At 51.8% G+C, this 16,675-nt stretch carries 21 protein-coding genes; 11 read left to right on the top strand and 10 right to left on the bottom strand.

Going from position 1 to position 16,675, the window contains the following annotated elements; genetic code table 11:
- Positions 1-2: 2 nt before the first annotated feature.
- Positions 3-1,133, top strand: coding sequence for an aminotransferase class V-fold PLP-dependent enzyme (locus ON072_RS05310; protein ID WP_261752896.1), 1,131 nt, complete (start codon positions 3-5; stop codon positions 1,131-1,133).
- Between the two features lie 118 nt (positions 1,134-1,251).
- On the opposite strand, the gene ruvX is transcribed toward ON072_RS05310, so the two are convergent.
- The 4 genes from ruvX to ON072_RS05290 form a co-directional block, all read right to left on the bottom strand.
- On the bottom strand, positions 1,252-1,671 hold the full coding sequence (ruvX, locus tag ON072_RS05305) for a Holliday junction resolvase RuvX (protein ID WP_025009458.1): 420 nt from the start codon (positions 1,669-1,671) through the stop codon (positions 1,252-1,254).
- A 13-nt stretch (positions 1,672-1,684) separates the two neighbouring features.
- Positions 1,685-2,245 (bottom strand): YqgE/AlgH family protein, encoded by a 561-nt coding sequence (locus ON072_RS05300; RefSeq protein ID WP_062793315.1) that lies wholly within the window; start codon positions 2,243-2,245, stop codon positions 1,685-1,687.
- 27 nt (positions 2,246-2,272) lie between these two features.
- A complete protein-coding gene (gene yciH, locus ON072_RS05295) occupies positions 2,273-2,602 on the bottom strand; it encodes a stress response translation initiation inhibitor YciH (protein WP_025887568.1) in 330 nt (109 codons plus the stop codon).
- Positions 2,603-2,783: 181 nt separating this feature from the next.
- Positions 2,784-3,098, bottom strand: coding sequence for a hypothetical protein (locus tag ON072_RS05290; RefSeq protein ID WP_025009456.1), 315 nt, complete (start codon positions 3,096-3,098; stop codon positions 2,784-2,786).
- A 178-nt stretch (positions 3,099-3,276) separates the two neighbouring features.
- On the opposite strand from ON072_RS05290, the gene ON072_RS05285 reads away from it, so the two are divergent.
- Positions 3,277-3,834 (top strand): DUF4136 domain-containing protein, encoded by a 558-nt coding sequence (locus ON072_RS05285; RefSeq protein WP_025887570.1) that lies wholly within the window; start codon positions 3,277-3,279, stop codon positions 3,832-3,834.
- A 63-nt stretch (positions 3,835-3,897) separates the two neighbouring features.
- Here the strand turns inward: ON072_RS05285 and ON072_RS05280 are convergent, their stop codons facing one another.
- On the bottom strand, positions 3,898-4,782 hold the full coding sequence (locus ON072_RS05280) for a LysR family transcriptional regulator (RefSeq protein WP_025009454.1): 885 nt from the start codon (positions 4,780-4,782) through the stop codon (positions 3,898-3,900).
- Between the two features lie 85 nt (positions 4,783-4,867).
- Between ON072_RS05280 and ON072_RS05275 the strand changes: the two genes are divergently transcribed.
- The 4 genes from ON072_RS05275 to tpx all read left to right on the top strand — a co-directional run bounded on the left by ON072_RS05275 (position 4,868) and on the right by tpx (position 7,636).
- Positions 4,868-5,293 (top strand): PACE efflux transporter, encoded by a 426-nt coding sequence (locus ON072_RS05275; protein ID WP_025009453.1) that lies wholly within the window; start codon positions 4,868-4,870, stop codon positions 5,291-5,293.
- Positions 5,294-5,506: 213 nt separating this feature from the next.
- Positions 5,507-6,082, top strand: coding sequence for an OmpA family protein (locus ON072_RS05270; RefSeq protein ID WP_144166374.1), 576 nt, complete (start codon positions 5,507-5,509; stop codon positions 6,080-6,082).
- 30 nt (positions 6,083-6,112) lie between these two features.
- Positions 6,113-6,937, top strand: coding sequence for a mechanosensitive ion channel family protein (locus ON072_RS05265; RefSeq protein WP_025009451.1), 825 nt, complete (start codon positions 6,113-6,115; stop codon positions 6,935-6,937).
- Between the two features lie 108 nt (positions 6,938-7,045).
- Entirely contained in the window at positions 7,046-7,636 is a 591-nt protein-coding gene (gene tpx / locus ON072_RS05260; RefSeq protein ID WP_025009450.1) for a thiol peroxidase, read from the top strand.
- A gap of 58 nt (positions 7,637-7,694) precedes the next feature.
- Here the strand turns inward: tpx and ON072_RS05255 are convergent, their stop codons facing one another.
- The gene (locus ON072_RS05255; protein ID WP_025887582.1) at positions 7,695-8,336 is read right to left on the bottom strand and encodes a trimeric intracellular cation channel family protein; all 642 of its coding nucleotides are present in this window, start codon (positions 8,334-8,336) and stop codon (positions 7,695-7,697) included.
- Positions 8,337-8,698: 362 nt separating this feature from the next.
- Between ON072_RS05255 and ltaE the strand changes: the two genes are divergently transcribed.
- Positions 8,699-9,715: a low-specificity L-threonine aldolase gene (ltaE, locus tag ON072_RS05250; protein WP_071237897.1), complete on the top strand. Its 1,017-nt coding sequence runs from the start codon at positions 8,699-8,701 to the stop codon at positions 9,713-9,715.
- Between the two features lie 166 nt (positions 9,716-9,881).
- Positions 9,882-10,250 (top strand): acyl-CoA thioesterase, encoded by a 369-nt coding sequence (locus ON072_RS05245; protein ID WP_025009448.1) that lies wholly within the window; start codon positions 9,882-9,884, stop codon positions 10,248-10,250.
- 62 nt (positions 10,251-10,312) lie between these two features.
- Here the strand turns inward: ON072_RS05245 and ON072_RS05240 are convergent, their stop codons facing one another.
- From ON072_RS05240 to ON072_RS05230, 3 genes are all read right to left on the bottom strand, one after another.
- Positions 10,313-10,513, bottom strand: a complete 201-nt coding sequence (locus ON072_RS05240) for a hypothetical protein (RefSeq protein ID WP_025009447.1) — start codon at positions 10,511-10,513, stop codon at positions 10,313-10,315.
- A gap of 7 nt (positions 10,514-10,520) precedes the next feature.
- Positions 10,521-10,772 (bottom strand): YfhL family 4Fe-4S dicluster ferredoxin, encoded by a 252-nt coding sequence (locus ON072_RS05235; protein ID WP_261752897.1) that lies wholly within the window; start codon positions 10,770-10,772, stop codon positions 10,521-10,523.
- Between the two features lie 199 nt (positions 10,773-10,971).
- Positions 10,972-11,910: a LysR family transcriptional regulator gene (locus tag ON072_RS05230; RefSeq protein WP_234502936.1), complete on the bottom strand. Its 939-nt coding sequence runs from the start codon at positions 11,908-11,910 to the stop codon at positions 10,972-10,974.
- 112 nt (positions 11,911-12,022) lie between these two features.
- Here ON072_RS05230 and ON072_RS05225 point away from each other — a divergent pair, with 112 nt between their 5' ends.
- Positions 12,023-12,691: an SDR family oxidoreductase gene (locus ON072_RS05225; RefSeq protein WP_261752898.1), complete on the top strand. Its 669-nt coding sequence runs from the start codon at positions 12,023-12,025 to the stop codon at positions 12,689-12,691.
- A gap of 85 nt (positions 12,692-12,776) precedes the next feature.
- The gene (locus ON072_RS05220) at positions 12,777-13,958 is read left to right on the top strand and encodes an MFS transporter (protein ID WP_144217354.1); all 1,182 of its coding nucleotides are present in this window, start codon (positions 12,777-12,779) and stop codon (positions 13,956-13,958) included.
- Between the two features lie 129 nt (positions 13,959-14,087).
- On the opposite strand, the gene trhP is transcribed toward ON072_RS05220, so the two are convergent.
- Complete coding sequence (trhP, locus tag ON072_RS05215) at positions 14,088-15,476, bottom strand: prephenate-dependent tRNA uridine(34) hydroxylase TrhP (protein ID WP_025009443.1); 1,389 nt, start codon at positions 15,474-15,476, stop codon at positions 14,088-14,090.
- A 332-nt stretch (positions 15,477-15,808) separates the two neighbouring features.
- On the opposite strand from trhP, the gene ON072_RS05210 reads away from it, so the two are divergent.
- The gene (locus ON072_RS05210) at positions 15,809-16,651 is read left to right on the top strand and encodes an HDOD domain-containing protein (protein ID WP_123115959.1); all 843 of its coding nucleotides are present in this window, start codon (positions 15,809-15,811) and stop codon (positions 16,649-16,651) included.
- Positions 16,652-16,675: the final 24 nt, after the last annotated feature.

The raw sequence follows: 16,675 nt of genomic DNA, 5'->3' as shown, positions 1-16,675 counted from the left end.
GAATGTCGTTGAAATCGCGTTTTCATCTGCCCGAAGGGCACTATTTTTTGTCCCACTCTGTGGGCGCCATGCCAAAGGGCTGCGAAGCTGCGGCCAGCGAGTTTCTCGGCGCCTGGAAGCATCAAGGCGGTGACGCCTGGCCTGTGTGGCTCGAGGGGGTTGAGCAGTTTTTGCAGCAACTTGCGGCTTTGACCCGAGTTCCCGCCAGTGGCTTTTGCCCGCAGCTGAATCTCTCTTCGGCTTTATCCAAGCTGGTCGGCGCCCTGCCGAATGCCAAGCCCGGTCAGCGGATCTTGGCCACCGAACTGGATTTCCCCTCCATGGGGTTTGTACTGCAACAGGCCGAGAAGAAGGGCTACCGCCTGCAGTTGCTTGAGCCGCAAGCCGGGCTGGTGTCTTTGAGTCAGTGGCAACAGGCCTTGGGAGAGGATGTGGCGCTGGCCTTTATCACTCATGCCATTTCCGAAACCGGTCAGTTACAGTCTGTGAGTGAAATTTGCGCTTTGGCCCGAAGCTTAGGAGTAATGACTGTGGTGGATATTGCCCAGTCTCTCGGAATCATACCGATAGATTTGGGGCAGTGGCAGGCTGATGCTGTCTTGGGGTCCTGCGTTAAATGGTGTTGTGCTGGCCCGGGGGCGGCCTTTTTATGGCTCAGCGATAGGTTGGCCCAGACGCTGGAGCCTGTGGATCTGGGATGGTTCTCCCATGAGGCGCCGTTTGAGTTCGATATCCATGATTTTCGCTATGCCAAGGGAGCAAAAAGGTTTTGGGGGGGCACGCCTTCCGTATTGCCTTACATGCTGGCAGCGGCGTCACTGCAGCAGCTGCGCGCTTTCGGCGATGGTCAAATTTATCAACACAATCAGCGTCTGGGGCAGGGGATCCTGGATTGTGCCCTGAGTCACGAACTCAAGGTGGTGACGCCCAATATCAGCGGCGAGCGCAGTGGCACTGTGGTAGTCGATTTCGCCGATAGGCAGGCGGCGCAGCAAGTGTTCAACAGATTGGGGATCAAGACAGACTTGCGCCCAAGATTTGGCTTTCGCTTTTCGCCGCATATCTATACCGATGGTGAGGATATGGAGGTTTTGCTGCAGGGGCTCAGACAGTTGGCCGGCAAAAGGCCCTGATAGCTTGTGGGGGCAGGATCTAGGGCCGATCCAGATGAGACTCATTCCTGAGGAAGCCGAAATAAGATTGGACCAGCTGCGGCTTGAACTCCCCGGGGGTCTTTAAGCCGCAGAGGTTTCAGTACTGGTTCTCGAAATAGCTTTCGATGATCAGCACAGCAGAGACGGCATCGATCTGGCCCTTGGTCAGCGCCTTGAAGCCACCGAGTTCAAATAATCTGGCCTTGGCATCGGCCGTGGTCAGACGTTCATCCTGGGTGGCCACCTTGACACCGAAGCGCCCGGCAATACGGTTGGCAAACTTACGGGCTCTCTGGGTCATCTCCTGCTCTGTGCCATCCATATTGAGTGGCAGTCCCACCACCACGAGATCCGGTTGCCATTCTTCGATTAAAGCCGCTATCTGCTGCCAATCGGGAATACCATCCACTGCCTTGATGGATGTCAGTGGGCTGGCACTGCCGGTCAACTGCTGACCTATGGCTATGCCTATGCTTTTGGTGCCGAAATCGAAGCCCAGTACGGTTTTTGCAGTCATTTTGCCTCTGTAATCAAGCGTGTCCCATCTGGCTGGACATTTGCCAGATATCGAATCCCAGTGATTGGGTGGCCTTGAGCCAGCGATGCTCATGGGGAGTATTGAACAGTATCTCGGGTGTGGCGGGAATGGTCAGCCAGCTGTTTTCCGCCAGTTCCTGTTCCAGCTGGTGGCGGCTCCAGCCAGCGTATCCCAGCGCCACCAGAAAATGCTCCGGCGCCTTTGAGGTGCCAAGAGAGGTGAGAATATCCCGTGAGCTGGTCAACATTATCTCGTCATTGATGGCAGTGCTGTTGGCCCAATAGGGTTGACTGCTGTGCAGTACAAAGCCCCGCTCCGGGTTCACCGGACCGCCTACCAGTACGCTGTTGTCTATTGAAGGCTTGAGAGATACCTCTTCTGCCAGCTCCATCTGCAGCAGTAACTCATCAACCTCAATGCCTATGGGACGATTGACCATGAGTCCCATGGCGCCCTTGCTGTCGTGCTCGCACACATAGATGAGCGAACGCTCGAAGAAAGTATCATCGAGCGAAGGCATGGCGATAAGAAAATGATTTTGCAAACTGTCCATCATACTGCTCCTGGTACTTGTTGCCTGTCAGCCGCCGGCCAGCTTCACCTTGTAGCCCAGCTTCTCCAGCAGGCCCTGGAGTTGCTCACGATTGTCGGTCTGGATCTCGATGTCGAACGCTTTTACTGTGCCGCCGCAACCGCATTGCTTCTTGAGTTTTTGCGCCAGATCTTTCAGCGCCTTGGCGTCCAGTCCCAGCCCCTTGATTACTGAAACACCTTTGCCTTTGCGGCCCTTGCTGTCCTTGTGGATCCGGACGATACCATCGGATGTCGGGACTGTGGCTTGTTCCTTGGGCTGGCTAATACGGCCTTTGTCGGTACTGTATACCAAACTGACATTGGGATCTGTTTTCATTGTTGATGCTGATCTATGGCTTATGGGCGCAGTCTAGCAGATTTAGCCTAAGCGCCCAATGGCTTGCTCCAAGCCGCTGAAATCAAAAAAAAGCCACCATTAAGGTGGCTGGTAAAAAACTGAAATTGTGCAGGGAACAATATCAGCCACCGGCTTGGAAGCCGGCAATCACAAGAAGATGTCAGGAAAGCAGTATTCCGCCAAGCACTGCCACCACAGATAAAAAGGCGCAGGGCAGCATCAGTATTCTTAGCTTGGGCACCAGTAGTGTCAGTGTCGTCAGGACGAAGCCGAAAGCGGCCAGATCAAAAGGTGAAATCTGTTGCTCGACCAATCTGGCACCGAGCCAACCGAGAATGAGCAGCGGCAGGATAAGCAAACGCCTGGCTTGATTGATGCTGCCTATTCCGGCCAGTTCCTGCGCCTGTTGCAGCAGAGAATTTCGAGTCAGCAAAACGCCACTGGCAATAATAAAGAATGCGAGATACCAAAGCATGAGTCATTCACCATTTAATCTACATGATAATCATTATCATTTGGTGCTATGCTGAAGTCAAGCTGAATCGGTAAACTAAATTTTGTTAAATTCGGTTGTAGAGCAGAAGATTGAAATGTAAGCTGATTTCATGGGTTTTTATGGCCGTTTCCTGGCCTGGGTAAACGAGGAAATTTCGATGAAGTATCTGATAACAGCCGCAATGGCACTGGTGCTAAGTGCTTGTAGTACACTGAATACTGGCTGGGATTATGACCCGGGTGTGAACTTCAGCCAGTACAAGAGTTATGCCTGGGTGGAAAAGCAATCCGAAGACACCAGCTATCATCTGGATGGTTTGATGGATCAGCGAGTACGTGATGCCTTGGATCGGCAGTTGGCACAAAAGGGCCTGCAGATTGCTACCAAGGAAAACGCCGATATCCTGGTTAACTATCTGACCAAGGTAGACAAGAAAATCAATGTCGACACTTTCAACACCAACTATGGTTACAACCCATATTGGGGGCCGGGTTGGGGCTGGGGCGGCAATATGCAGACCCAAACCACAGTACGCGAATATGAAGTCGGTACCTTGATTGTGGATCTGGTCGACGCCAAGTCCGGCAAGCTCATCTGGCGTGGCTCAGTGGCTGACACTATTCGCGATAGCGATACTCCGCAAAAGCGAATTGCCAAGGTTAACGAGGCGGTAGCCAGTGTAATGAGCAACTTCCCGCCCAAGGTGGAAAAATAACCTCTGATCCACACGGGCACAATGTGGGAATTCAATATTGGAATAAAGCGGCATAAAGCCGCTTTATTGTTTTTTAAGCAGTTCACGCAGTAGTTGCCGCATTCTGACATTGACTCTAGACACCTGACTGGCCGATGACTGGAGTACATCCACATTGGCCTGCCAGCCGCCTACTTCAAAATCCAGCTTTACGGCCTGTAATTCCCCCTTACTCATTGCTTCCTGAGCCAAAGGCCTTGGCAGCAGTGCCCAACCAAACCCTTGTTTGGCCAGCTCCAACAGGACGTAATAGTTGTCGGCAAACCAAACATCCGGCGAGTGCACCTGATCGAACCAGAAATTACTCGAGTATTTGCTGCCTATGACCAGTTGTCTGTGCAGTTTGAGAATATCCGTATGCATGGCACGTATCTCGGCCAAGGGGTGTTTGGGGCTGACCAGTAACTCAAAAGTCACAGTGCCTATGGTTTCAAAGTCCAGGGTTTCGGGGTAAACCGGTTCACTAAACAGCAGGCCCACAGTGGCTTTGCCTTCCTTGACCAGAGCAATCACATCTTTGCTCGAGGCGCACAGCAAACTCAGGCAAATTTGCGGAAACTCTAGCTCCAGTTGCCTGAGCAGATCGCCGAGGCGGTTGTAGGGGATCCCTTCATCAACCGCCAGAATCACTTCCATTGATGTGTCACTGCCCAAACCGGATACCTGTTGAGCCAATCTGCGGTGCTGAGCCAACACGGCTTTGGCGTAGGGCAACAGGTGATGCCCAGCCGCGGTCAATTGGGGATAACGACCGCTGCGGTCAAAGAGTTGCAGCCCGGTATCCAGCTCCAGATTCATTATCTGCTGGCTAATACCGGATTGCACTTTACCCAGTTGTCTGGCGGCGGCTGAAAAGGAGCCCGTCTCGACACTGGCGACAAAAGCTTCTAATTGTTCTGTGGTTAACATATCACTATTGGTGATGGTATCTAACTTTTATGTATCTTGATGATAGATGATAATCCGCGGCCTGTTAATCAGAATGGAAATAAGCATGACTACTCAAGAACGTATTTTTCAGGCGCTGCTATTCGAAGCCATAGCCCTTATTCTATTAATCCCGGTTGCCTCCTGGGCCACAGGCAGCGCAGTGGGCACCATGGCAGGCGTGAGTGTTTTCTTAAGTTTGTGTGCCATTGTGTGGAACTACTTGTACAACCTGGGGTTTGACCGGCTTTATGGCAATAACCGTGATGCCCGTGGTATTGGGCTCAGGTTATTGCATACCCTGGGGTTTGAAGGCGGACTCATTCTGGTGACGGTTCCCGCTATTGCTTGGGCGCTGGAAACCAGCTTGCTCAACGCTTTCTTTATCGAGGCCGGTATTCTGGTGTTCTTCTTTTGCTACAACCCCTTGTTTAACTGGTTCTATGACAGTTTGCGGCTCAAGTATGTCGGCCCATATCAGCAAGGTGTTTAATAAAAAGGCAACTATATGTAGGAGATTTCTGCTGTAGTAGCGACTCTTTACCGCAGATACTGGTTTATCTTGGCTAAAATTACAGACGATTATACAATGCGTTAGCAAGTGACCTGTGACTTGGCGCACTAAAGCCAAGTGAACCGGCGGCGGATTGTGTTCTGCCTGGAACTCATCTATACAGATGAAGGATTGATAGTTAGGGAGGCCTGAGTGAACCGTTATTTGGGCTTGGCGGGAGTTATTCCTCTGCTGTTGCTGAGCAGCGCTGTACTTGCCTGGGAAGATTCAGACGGTGATGGTGTCCCTGATGCTAAAGATGCCTGTCCCGATACCCCGGCACAGGCAGCTGTGAGCGCCAATGGTTGTGTCTTGGGCAAGGCCATCTCCCTGACGGATATCTGTTTACCGACAACGTCAGGTGGCGCCTATCCCCCAAAATGCGGGACAGTCAATCCAGTAAGGCTGTATTTTGACTTGGGTTCGGCGCAGATCCCCCTGGCTCAGTGGCCGCAACTTGCCAGAATGAAAGCTTTTCTTCATCAATATAAGGTAAACTTGTGCATTGAAGGACATGCCGACATCAGCGGTTCAGATGCCATAAATCAACCTTTGTCTGAAGCCAGGGCCGAAAGTGCCAAAATGGTACTGATTGAAGATTATGGTTTTCCGGGGGCGCAATTCAGTACCCGCGGATATGGCAGTAAGCAGCCTGCCGCCGATAATACCAGTGTCTCGGGTCGCAGCCTTAACCGTAGGGTTGAGTTTGTGGTCGATTTAAAAAAGTAAGTTAAATAAGGTTTTTAAGGGAGTATTTCAATGGAAAATCTCGAAGGGCTGTTCAAACAAGCGCCCGAGTTAATCGCGGCCTATGGCATCAAGATACTGCTTGCCATTGTCATTTTCTTTGTCGGTAAGTATCTGTCCAATGTGGCCAAGAAAGTCACGGCTAAAATGTTGGGCAAGCGCAAGATAGATCAGACAGTGGTTTCCTTCGTCGCCAACATGGCTTGGGCCGTGGTGTTTGTATTTACCGTTATCGCTACCTTGGGGCAGCTAGGCATTCAGACAGCCTCTCTGGTTGCAGTTCTCGGTGCCGCCGGTTTGGCCGTGGGCTTGGCGCTGCAGGGCTCACTGTCCAACTTTGCCGCCGGTGTCTTGATGGTACTGTTCCGCCCTTGTCGTGTGGGTGACTATGTTGAAGCCGCAGGTGTTGCCGGTACTGTAGATGAAATCACCATTTTCTCTACCCGTCTGAAAACGCCGGACAACAAGGTCATCATAGTGCCCAACTCCACTATCATGAATGGTAGCATCACCAACTACTCTGCTATGGACAAGCGCCGTATCGATCTGGTGATTGGGGTTTCTTACGATGCCGATATCCGTCATACCAAGCAAATACTGACAAGCATTCTCGATAACCACGAGAAAGTGCTGAAAGAGCCTGGCTATACTGTGGGTCTGCACACACTGGCTGACTCTTCGGTTAACTATGTGGTTCGCCCTTGGGTGAAGTCCGCTGATTACTGGGGGGTCTACTTCGAACTGATGGAGCAGATTAAACAGTCTCTGGACGAAAACGGCATTGGCATTCCATATCCTCAGATGGATCTGCATGTCAAAGAGCTGCCTTCCAAGTAAGTTCAGCTTTGGACAAAGACCGGCAGATGCCGGTCTTTTTTTACCTGTATTCTGACAATGGGTTATATTAGCCAGGATGAATTTGAACCGGGATTGAGGGAGAAAACTATGTTGAAACTGACAAAGTGGAGCGCCGTGTGTGTATTGGCCTTGGCGAGCGCCTCGGCTATGGCGACAGAAGGGAAGGTGGCAGCCGAAGTCAAAATGGGTGGCCAGAGTGTCACCTTGATGGGTAAGTTGCCCGAGCTTAACCAGCTTGCACCAGGGTTTAAGGTGGTGGATGACAAGTTTGCCCCAGTGACTTTAAGTGACTTCAAGGGTAAGACAGTACTTATCAGCGCGGTTCCCAGTCTGGATACCGGCGTCTGTGCCCTGCAGACCAAGAGATTCAATAAGGAGTTCAGCAAGTTTGATGATTCAGTGGTCATGTTGACAGTCAGTGAGGACTTACCCTTTGCCCAGAAACGTTTCTGCAAGGTGGAGAATGTCGATAAAATCAAGGTATTATCAGACTCAGTCTGGCGTGATTTTGGTAATAAATATGGTCTGTTGATCCCTAACCGAGGCTTGCTGGCCAGAGCGATATTTATTATAGATGCCAATGGCCAGCTCAAGTACCGTGAGCTGGTGGCAGATGTGTCTCACCATCCTGATTATGACGCGGCGCTCAAGGCCTTGAGCGAAATCAGCAAGGGCTGAATGTGAAAACGCCGGCTTGTGTGCCGGCGCTTTCAGTTTTAGAGGGCTACCTGCTCACTTAGTCCAGATGTGGATCTGAGCCGGTTTGGTAGTCGAAGGTTGGCATGGCCCAGTGATACTTGATGGCCAGCATCCGCAAACTGAAACCCAGAGTGAGACACAGGCTGAGATTGATCCATTCGGCCAGTTGCCACTGCGACAAAAATACATAGAGCCCTGCAGTGATGATGGAGATCACTGCGTACAGCTCCTTGCGAAAGATCAGCGGCATCTGATTACAGAGAATGTCGCGAATAATACCGCCGAAAACCCCGGTAACCACCCCCATTACCACAGCCACTACGGGACTGAAACCCAGCAGCAGGGTCTTTTGGGCTCCGACAATGGAAAACACAGCCAGGCCAAGGGCATCGATTGCCAGAAACAGCTTTGACAGGTAACGCATCACAGGGGCAATTATCACAGTCAACAGTGAAGCAAAGCCGATAGCCACCAGATAATGCCAGTTTTCTACCCAGATCAGCGGGTAGTTACCCAATAGCATGTCTCTGAGCGTGCCGCCGCCTATGGCGGTAGCGCACCCCACAATTACCACGCCAAAGAGATCCATCTGTTTTTTACCCGCCGCCAATGCGCCGGTCATTGCTTCGGCCAGTACACCAATCAGCCAAAGTATGGCGATAAACTGAGCTTCTTGCATAATATTCGCATCAAAATAACAAAGGATCAGAATTCTGCCGGAAAATACCGCAGTTTAACAGTGATTTTATTTAAATTTTTGGATTAGTTTTATTTATGGTTGATTGGTATTTGTCGTGCATTGTTTTTGTATTTTTATGATTTTAAATGGTTTTAGTTTTTATATTGCATGAGGATTACTGATTAATGTGTACGCTTGTCTTTCTCTCGTTTTGTTTGGGATGTTTGGCGGTGTCAATTTGGTAAAAAGTCCAGTTATTTAGCTTTGCTCTCCTGGTGCTGTACAGTCAAGCCGAGCGGCGCTAGAGTGTTTTGGCCCCATGTATCTTAATGCGGGGCAACTGGATGTGATATGGGGGAGAAATGATAGATTTCAGAAGCGATACCGTGACTCAACCTACTGCCGCGATGCGCCAGGCCATGGCGGCCGCGCAGGTAGGCGATGACGTCTACGGCGATGACCCGACGGTTAACCGCCTAGAAGCCATGGCCGCCGAGATGTTCGGCTTTGACAGTGCCTTGTTTACCAGCTCGGGCACTCAGGCCAACCTGTTGGCACTCATGTCCCACTGCGAGCGGGGCGATGAATACCTGTGTGGCCAACAAGCCCACAATTACAAGTTTGAAGGCGGTGGCGCGGCCGTGTTAGGCAGTATTCAGCCTCAACCACTGAATAATCAGGCCGACGGCAGCATAGCGCTCGAAGATATTCGCGCTGCCATCAAACCCGATGATTTTCACTTTGCCCGCACTCGTCTATTAAGCCTGGAAAACACCATAGGCGGAAAGGTATTGCCGCAGGAATATCTGGCCAGGGCGCAGCAGCTGGCCTTCAATCACGGTTTGAAAATCCATCTCGATGGTGCCCGGGTGGCCAATGCCGCCGTGGCGCAAGGACTGGAGATAGCCGATATAACCCAGTATTTCGACTCGGTATCCATCTGTCTCTCCAAGGGGTTGGCGGCGCCGGTTGGCTCTTTATTACTCGGGGATGAGCGGCTTATTCATAAGGCGCGTCGCTGGCGGAAGATGCTGGGTGGCGGGATGCGCCAGGCCGGGATCCTGGCTGCTGCAGCTGAGTTGGCCTTGACTGAGCAGGTGGCGCGTTTGGCGGAAGATCACGCCAATGCCAAGGCTTTGGCCGAAGGTTTGAGTCAGTTGGATGAGCTGGCACTGGATATGAGCCAGGTACAAACCAATATGGTGTTTGCCACTTTGGCCGATGAAGTGGATATTGAAGCTCTGGTCAAAGGCTTGTTGCAGGAAGGAGTGCGTATCAGCGGCGCTCGGCAACTACGCCTGGTGACTCACAAAGATATCAGCGCTGCCGATATCGATAAGACTCTGCAGGCTTTCAAGCGGGTGCTCAGCCAGGTTTGAACACGGTCCATTACGGTGCAGCAGGAGTGATCCTGGTGCATCGCAATGGCAGTTATGAGCATAAGTGTGGTGTAACTTATTGAATTATATTGATTGAATGTTTGGCGTCCAATTTGCTTTAGTTCAATTGAGAATTCCAATCACAGGCGAATGCGAGGACGCAAACATGAAATACTACAGTCGGCGTTTGGTTAAACACGAACATCTCAACCCGGCGGGAGCCTTGTTCGGTGGACAGTTGATGAGCTGGATCGATGAGGAAGCGGCCATCTTCGCCGCATGCCAGATGAAGAGTGTCAGCCATGTGACCAAGCTTATCTCGGAAATCAACTTTATGACCCCGGCCAAGCTTGGGGATGTGATTGAATTTGGCCTTGAGCTTATCAGCCTGGGGCATACTTCCATCACCATTCGCTGCGAAGTGCGCAATAAACTGAATCTGGCGCCTATTGTCAGCATTGACAAGATGGTCTTCGTCAATGTGAATGAAGCCGGCTTGCCCGTGCCTCACGGTATGCGGGCCAATGCCGCCTGATAACTCTGATGTTTGAATGCGCTTGCCAACCAGGCTGAGCTTTGCCCGGTTGGCTGGCGCGCTCAGTCTTTCAATTCTTCCTTGACTGATTTGGCGGCATCACGGGAGGCGTGGCCGATTTCACGGGTCACATCCCGGGTGGTGTGGCCTATCTCCTTGGTCACGTCTCTGGTGGTATGGCCTATGGTACGGCCGGTTTCCTTGAGCTCGGCACAGGCGCCAAGACTGAGTAATGCAGCAAGAAGCAGTAATGTTTTCATCATTTTATCCTTATAGCTTGCCGGTCAGTTGAGCGTATTTTACCAGCAATTTGTCTTGGGTTTCCTGATGTTCGGGATCCTTGTCGATACAGTCTATAGGGCAGACAGAAACACAGGTTGGGTTGTCGTAGTGGCCAACACATTCGGTGCAGCGCGTCGGATCTATTTCATAGATCTCTTCACCCATAGTGATGGCTTGGTTGGGACACTCGGGCTCACACATGTCGCAGTTAATGCAGCTGTCATCAATGATTAAGGCCATTGCCTTGTATTACCTCGGAATTACTTATCCTGCCGAGCAGGTTTTCGGTCAACGCTTGGCGCACAAAACAGTAGCAGGTGCAGCCCAAACTAAGTCATAGCACAGATTTTATCACAGGGCCTGTGCCTGTGAGCAACACTATTAGTGTGAGCCGGGCGGCACAGCAAAGATTGGTGTTAGGCTTTGCCTGCCTGAAGTCTCAATTCGACAGCGAACTTCCTTGGGTTTGGGTGCGAAATCTTTCAATCAAAAAATCCACAAACAGGCGAATGCGCTTGGGTTGGTATTGTCGACTCAAGTAAATAACATTCAAATCAGCCCCAGTTGCCGAGGAGGAAGCACTGAAGTTTTTCATATAGCCATTCAGCACAGTAACCAGACGTTGCTGCTTGATGTCTTGCTGTACATCGAGAATTGATTTCAGGGCAATGCCGGCACCTTGCAGCGCCCACTGGCGGATCACTTCACCATCGTCCGAGAAGCGTTTGGGCACAACCGTGATGGCCTTGTAGCCTTCATCATCCTGAAAATGCCAGGTTTTCAGCTCTTCATTACTGCGGATCATGGCCAGGCAATCATGGCCGACCAAATCCTGCGGCGTAATGGGGGTGCCTTTTTTGGCCAGATAGTCGGGCGAGGCGCACAAAACCCTTCTGCTGGAAGCCAGCTTGCGGGAAATCAGATTGCTGTCGGCCAGTTCACCATAACGTATCACTATATCCAATCCGGATTCTGCCAGGTTGGTGAGATTGTCGTTCAGATAGAGGTAGGGGATGACATCCGGGTAAAGCTCAGTAAAGGCCGTCAGTATCGGCGACACATATTGTTTGCCTATGTCCCGCGGCGCCGAGATTTTCAATGGCCCCCGTACTTCTTTGGTACCGGTTTGCAACAGGTTTTCCGTCTCTTTGACACTGCTGATTATTTCAAGGCTGGCCTGGTGATAGAGGGCGCCGGAATCTGTGAGGGAGATATGACGAGTGCTGCGATTCAGCAGCTTGACACCATAGCGCTCCTCAAGGGATTGCAATCTGGCGGTGACTGTCGCCGGCGACAGGCCCAATTCCCGACCGGCGGCGGCCAGGCCCTGATTCTTGACGATACTGACAAACAAGGTCATGTCTGCAAATTTGTCCACTTGTCCCGCTTATTATTTGGTTGAGCTGAATAATCAATTCAAATGCTAACCAATTATCAAAATTTATCCAATAAATATACTGGCTCCATCTTAGTAATTGGAGACAGACACAATGCAAACAGACAACCAAATTTATGTGGTTATAGGCGGAACATCCGGCATAGGCGCCGAACTCGCAGGGCTATTGAAGGCCGAAGGAGCACAGGTTCATGTTGCGAGTCGTAGAACCGGGCTGGATATCAGCGATGAGCAATCTGTTTATCACTTCTTTGAATCAGTAGGTGCCTTCGATCACCTGATCATTACCGCAGGTTCCTTCGCTCCGGCAGGCAGGGTGGTTGATGTTGAGCTGGCTCAGGCCAAAGCCGCCTTCGATACCAAGTTTTGGGGCGCAATAAATGCTGCCAAACAGGCTGCACGTTACATCAAACACGGTGGTTCCATCACTCTGACTTCCGGAATGTTGGCACGCAAAGTGGTTGCCGCGACTTATGTGAAAGCGGCAATCAATGCCGCTTTAGAAGCCGTAACCCGAGTGCTTGCCAAGGAGTTGGCTCCGATTCGTGTCAATGCCGTCAGTCCCGGGTTGACTGACACACAAGCGCACCATGGCATGTCAGACGAAGCCAGAAACACCATGTATCAGCGCGCCGAAGCGGCCTTGCCGGTAAGGAGGATTGGCCAGACTGCTGATATCGCCATGGCCTACCTGTTATTGCTGCAAAACCCCTATATGACGGGCGTGGTTATCGATGTCGACGGCGGGGCGCTGCTCAACTGAGCGTCTTTTACCAAAGCGATTCCCAACAACAATAGTGCGGTGTCTGCGCCAAGCCGACATCGTTCAAAGCTCAGGAAATTTCATTATGAACAAGCAAAAAATGCCGCTGCAGGTCTGGATCTTGACACTTGCAGCATTTGCCATAGGCACAGCCGAGTTTGTTATCGCCGGTATACTTCCCCAAGTGGCCGCCTCATTGTCAATTACCGAAGGGCAGGCAGGCTATCTCATCAGTGCTTATGCCCTGGCCATAGTATTTGGTGGGCCGATACTCACCATCTACCTGGCACGTTTCAACAAAAAGAAAGTTCTGGCCGGTTTGATGGTGTTGTTCATTGCCGGCAACCTGTTGTCGGCATTTGCCCCTGACTATCAAGTCTTGATGATAAGCCGCATTGTCAGCGGCCTGGTGCAAGGTCCTTTTTACGGCATAGGGGCCGTGGTGGCCACTAATCTGGTGTCCGAAAAAATGGCCGGCCGAGCCGTGGGGCAGATGTTCGCCGGCCTGACCCTGGCCAATGTGCTTGGCGTCCCAGGAGGAACCTGGATTGGTTTACAATTTGGTTGGCATACCACTTTCCTGACCGTTGCCGCATTGGGTCTGGTTGCCTTGTTTTTCATCCTGACAGTGATCCAGTCCACAGGCAGCAGTCAGGCCAAAGATGTCAGGGCGCAACTGGCGGCTTTTAAAAATCCCATGCTGCTGCTCAGCCTGGCGATAACCGTCTTTGCCTGGTCCGGATTCATGACCCTCTACGGCTATCTGGCTCCCATTGCCATGCATGTTACCGGTTTTGGTGAAAGCGCGGTGACCTGGATCTTGGTTGTGGTGGGTGTCGGCTTGATTGTGGGCAATACCTTGGGTGGGCGCTCCTCTGACAAGGATCTGCAGAAGGCATCTGTGTTCTGGACCTTGGCGATGATAGTTTCTCTGCTGCTGGTTGGCCTGACACTTGAGAGCAAACTGATGTTTATCGTGACGACTTTCATCTTCGGTATCGCCTCTTTTGCCAACGTGCCCGCCATGCAGCTAAGGGTCATGAATCACGGTGGCGATGGTCAGGAGCTTGCGGCGACCGCCAATATCTCGGCATTTAATTTGGCCAATGCCTTTGGCGGATTTCTCGGCGGCATGGTGCTCGATAGCCAAGTGGGTGCCGATATGATCCCATTCGCTGCCATTCTGGTTCCCGTGATTGGCCTGCTGTTTATCACAGCGACCAATCGCCGTGAAAATGCCCGTATACCGGCTGCCGAGATCTCCTGATAAGTCTCGCCCCGTAGCAGGAGACTATTCGATATAGAACACAGTGGTATTCGGTAATGTGAATGTGTGCAAAAAGCATATAAAAAAGGCTGCCAAGGCAGCCTTTCTCTGTTTTCAATCAAGCCTGGTTTATTTTGTTGCGGCTTTGGTTTCGGCTTTTGTTTCGGCGTGGGGATTACGGGTGTCCGTCCCCTCCGGCAAGTTACGCAGCAAGATGGCTGAGTCCAGTTCCAAATCGGCCGGTACCGGCATATAGACGGTATGGCCCGAACCTAAACCGGCCTCAATGGCTTCACCCTTACGGTTTTGCAGGCTTTCCAATGTCAGGTTGATGTTGCCCTGCGGTGTCATCATCTCCAGGCTGTCGCCCAGCAAAAACTTGTTCTTCACTTCGATTTCGGCCAGGCCTTCGGCGTTACGCTGACCGGTAAACTCACCGACAAACTGCTGGTTGTCACTGATAGAGTGGCCGTATTCATAGTTCTGGTACTCATCGTGAACATGACGCCGCAGGAAGCCTTCGGTGTAGCCTCTGTGGGCCAAGCCTTCCAGGCGGTTCATCAGGCTACGGTCGAAGTCCTTTCCGGCTGCGGCATCATCTATGGCCTGACGGTAAAGCTGCGCCGTGCGGGCCACGTAGTAGAATGACTTGGTGCGGCCTTCAATCTTCAATGAATCCACACCGATACGGCTCAGGCGTTCTACGTGCTGAATGGCGCGCAGATCTTTGGAATTCATTATGTAGGTGCCGTGCTCGTCTTCAAAGGCCGGCATATATTCGCCGGGACGGTTGGCTTCTTGCAGCAGGAAAATCTGATCGCTGCTTGGGCCCTGGCCCAGAGTCGGCTGCTCTATCTGCACCGGGTTGACTGCGACTATGTCGCCGGTTTCATTTTCCTTGGCCTCGTGAGCATCATACTTCCAGCGGCAGGCGTTGGTGCAGGTGCCTTGGTTGGGATCGCGTTTATTGATATAGCCGGACAACAGGCAACGGCCGGAATAGGCCATGCATAGTGCGCCGTGAACAAACACTTCCAGCTCTATGTCCGGACAACGCTGGCGTATCTCTTCGATTTCATCCAGCGATAGCTCGCGGGAGAGGATCACGCGCTTGATCCCCTGAGACTGCCAGAATTTAACCGAGGCCCAGTTGATGGCGTTGGCCTGTACCGACAGGTGCACTACCTGCTCGGGAAAGGCTTCACGAACCATCATGATGAGACCGGGATCTGACATGATAAGGGCATCCGGCTGCATGGCGACCACAGGCTCCATGTCCTTGATATAGGTCTTGAGCTTGGCATTGTGGGGAGCGATATTGCTGACCACATAGAGTTTCTTGCCCAGAGCATGGGCTTCCTGAATCCCCGTAGCCAGGTTTTCCATCTTAAAGTCGTTGTTACGTACCCTTAAGCTGTATCTGGGTTGGCCCGCATATACGGCATCTGCACCATAGGCAAAGGCATAACGCATATTTTTCAGGGTCCCGGCGGGAGACAGAAGCTCTGGTTTAAACATAATTTACTCTCAATTAACGGCAGTCCGGCGGTTGCACGACTTGGCAGCAGGGGCGGCATTTTACTTAATTAAAGTAGGGGTATGCAAATATCCCAAACATTGGCTGTCAATCACAACGGGCATAACAACAAGAAACCTTGCCTTATCAAAGGAAGGTGCGACTTCTGGTACCATTTGGGACAAGGTGGCGATTAAACAGTGACCGGCAGTCGATTTCAGTAGCCAACTACGGCAACTTGATATCACTTGGCGTTTTTTTACGCTCACGGCTGCCGGGGTTGCTGATATACTGAGTCACAGTATCTGAACAGTTTTTTTACATTGGAGAGTGCATGTCTACCGAACATCAACTCTTGGTTGGTTTGTTGCGGAAACTCAAGAACGATACCCTGGTGCTGCCAACCTTGCCGGAAGTGGCCATGCGGGTGCAGGAGGTGGTCAGTCGTCCCGACTCAAGCCTGAGGGAAGTTGCCGATATCATAGGTCAGGATGCCGCCATATCGGCGCGTTTGATCAAGGTAGCCAACAGTGCTTTCTACAGCCGGGGTATTCCTGCGGAAAACATCAACAGCGCCGTAACCCGTATAGGCTTGGCGCAGATCAAATCCATCGCCACCTCTATTGCCATGGAGCAGTTGTTCATCTCCACCAACGAGATGGTGTGGGAAGTCATGGATGAAGTGTGGCGCACTTCCATAGATGTAACCGCCGCGGCCGGCGCCATGTTGCTTATCTATAACAAGACCCATCCGGGCAGCGGCCTGAATTATGATACTTTAACCCTGGCGGGGCTGGTGCATAATATCGGTGCCTTGCCGGTACTGACCGAGGCCGAGGCTCACCCGGAGCTCTTTGGCAGCATAGATCAGCTAAGAGCCTTGGTGCGCAAGATGCAAGGGCCCATAGGGCGGGCGGTACTTAAGAGCTGGGACTTTGCCCCGGATGTGATGGAAGTGGTCGAGCGCTGGGCTGATTTGCCCTATCTGCCGGATCATGTGACTTACCTGGACTTCATTCGCTCGGCGGCCTTCTATGCCGGGGAGTTGCGAGCCGGCGCCGAGCTTGAACAGCGTCTGGAAGTCTTTGTCGACAGGGGCTTGCCCGTCAGTGCCGAACTGCTAGGCACTGATGAGTTTCTGGACAAGTACCATTCAATCAAGCAAAGCTATGAGTAAGTATTGAATTAACCCATCTTTGTC

It is taken from the genome of Shewanella sp. K8 (assembly GCF_028823715.1).
Lineage (GTDB): Bacteria > Pseudomonadota > Gammaproteobacteria > Enterobacterales > Shewanellaceae > Shewanella > Shewanella algae.
Note: the sequence above shows the minus strand (reverse complement) of the source record. Positions and strands in the feature narration are given on the sequence as shown.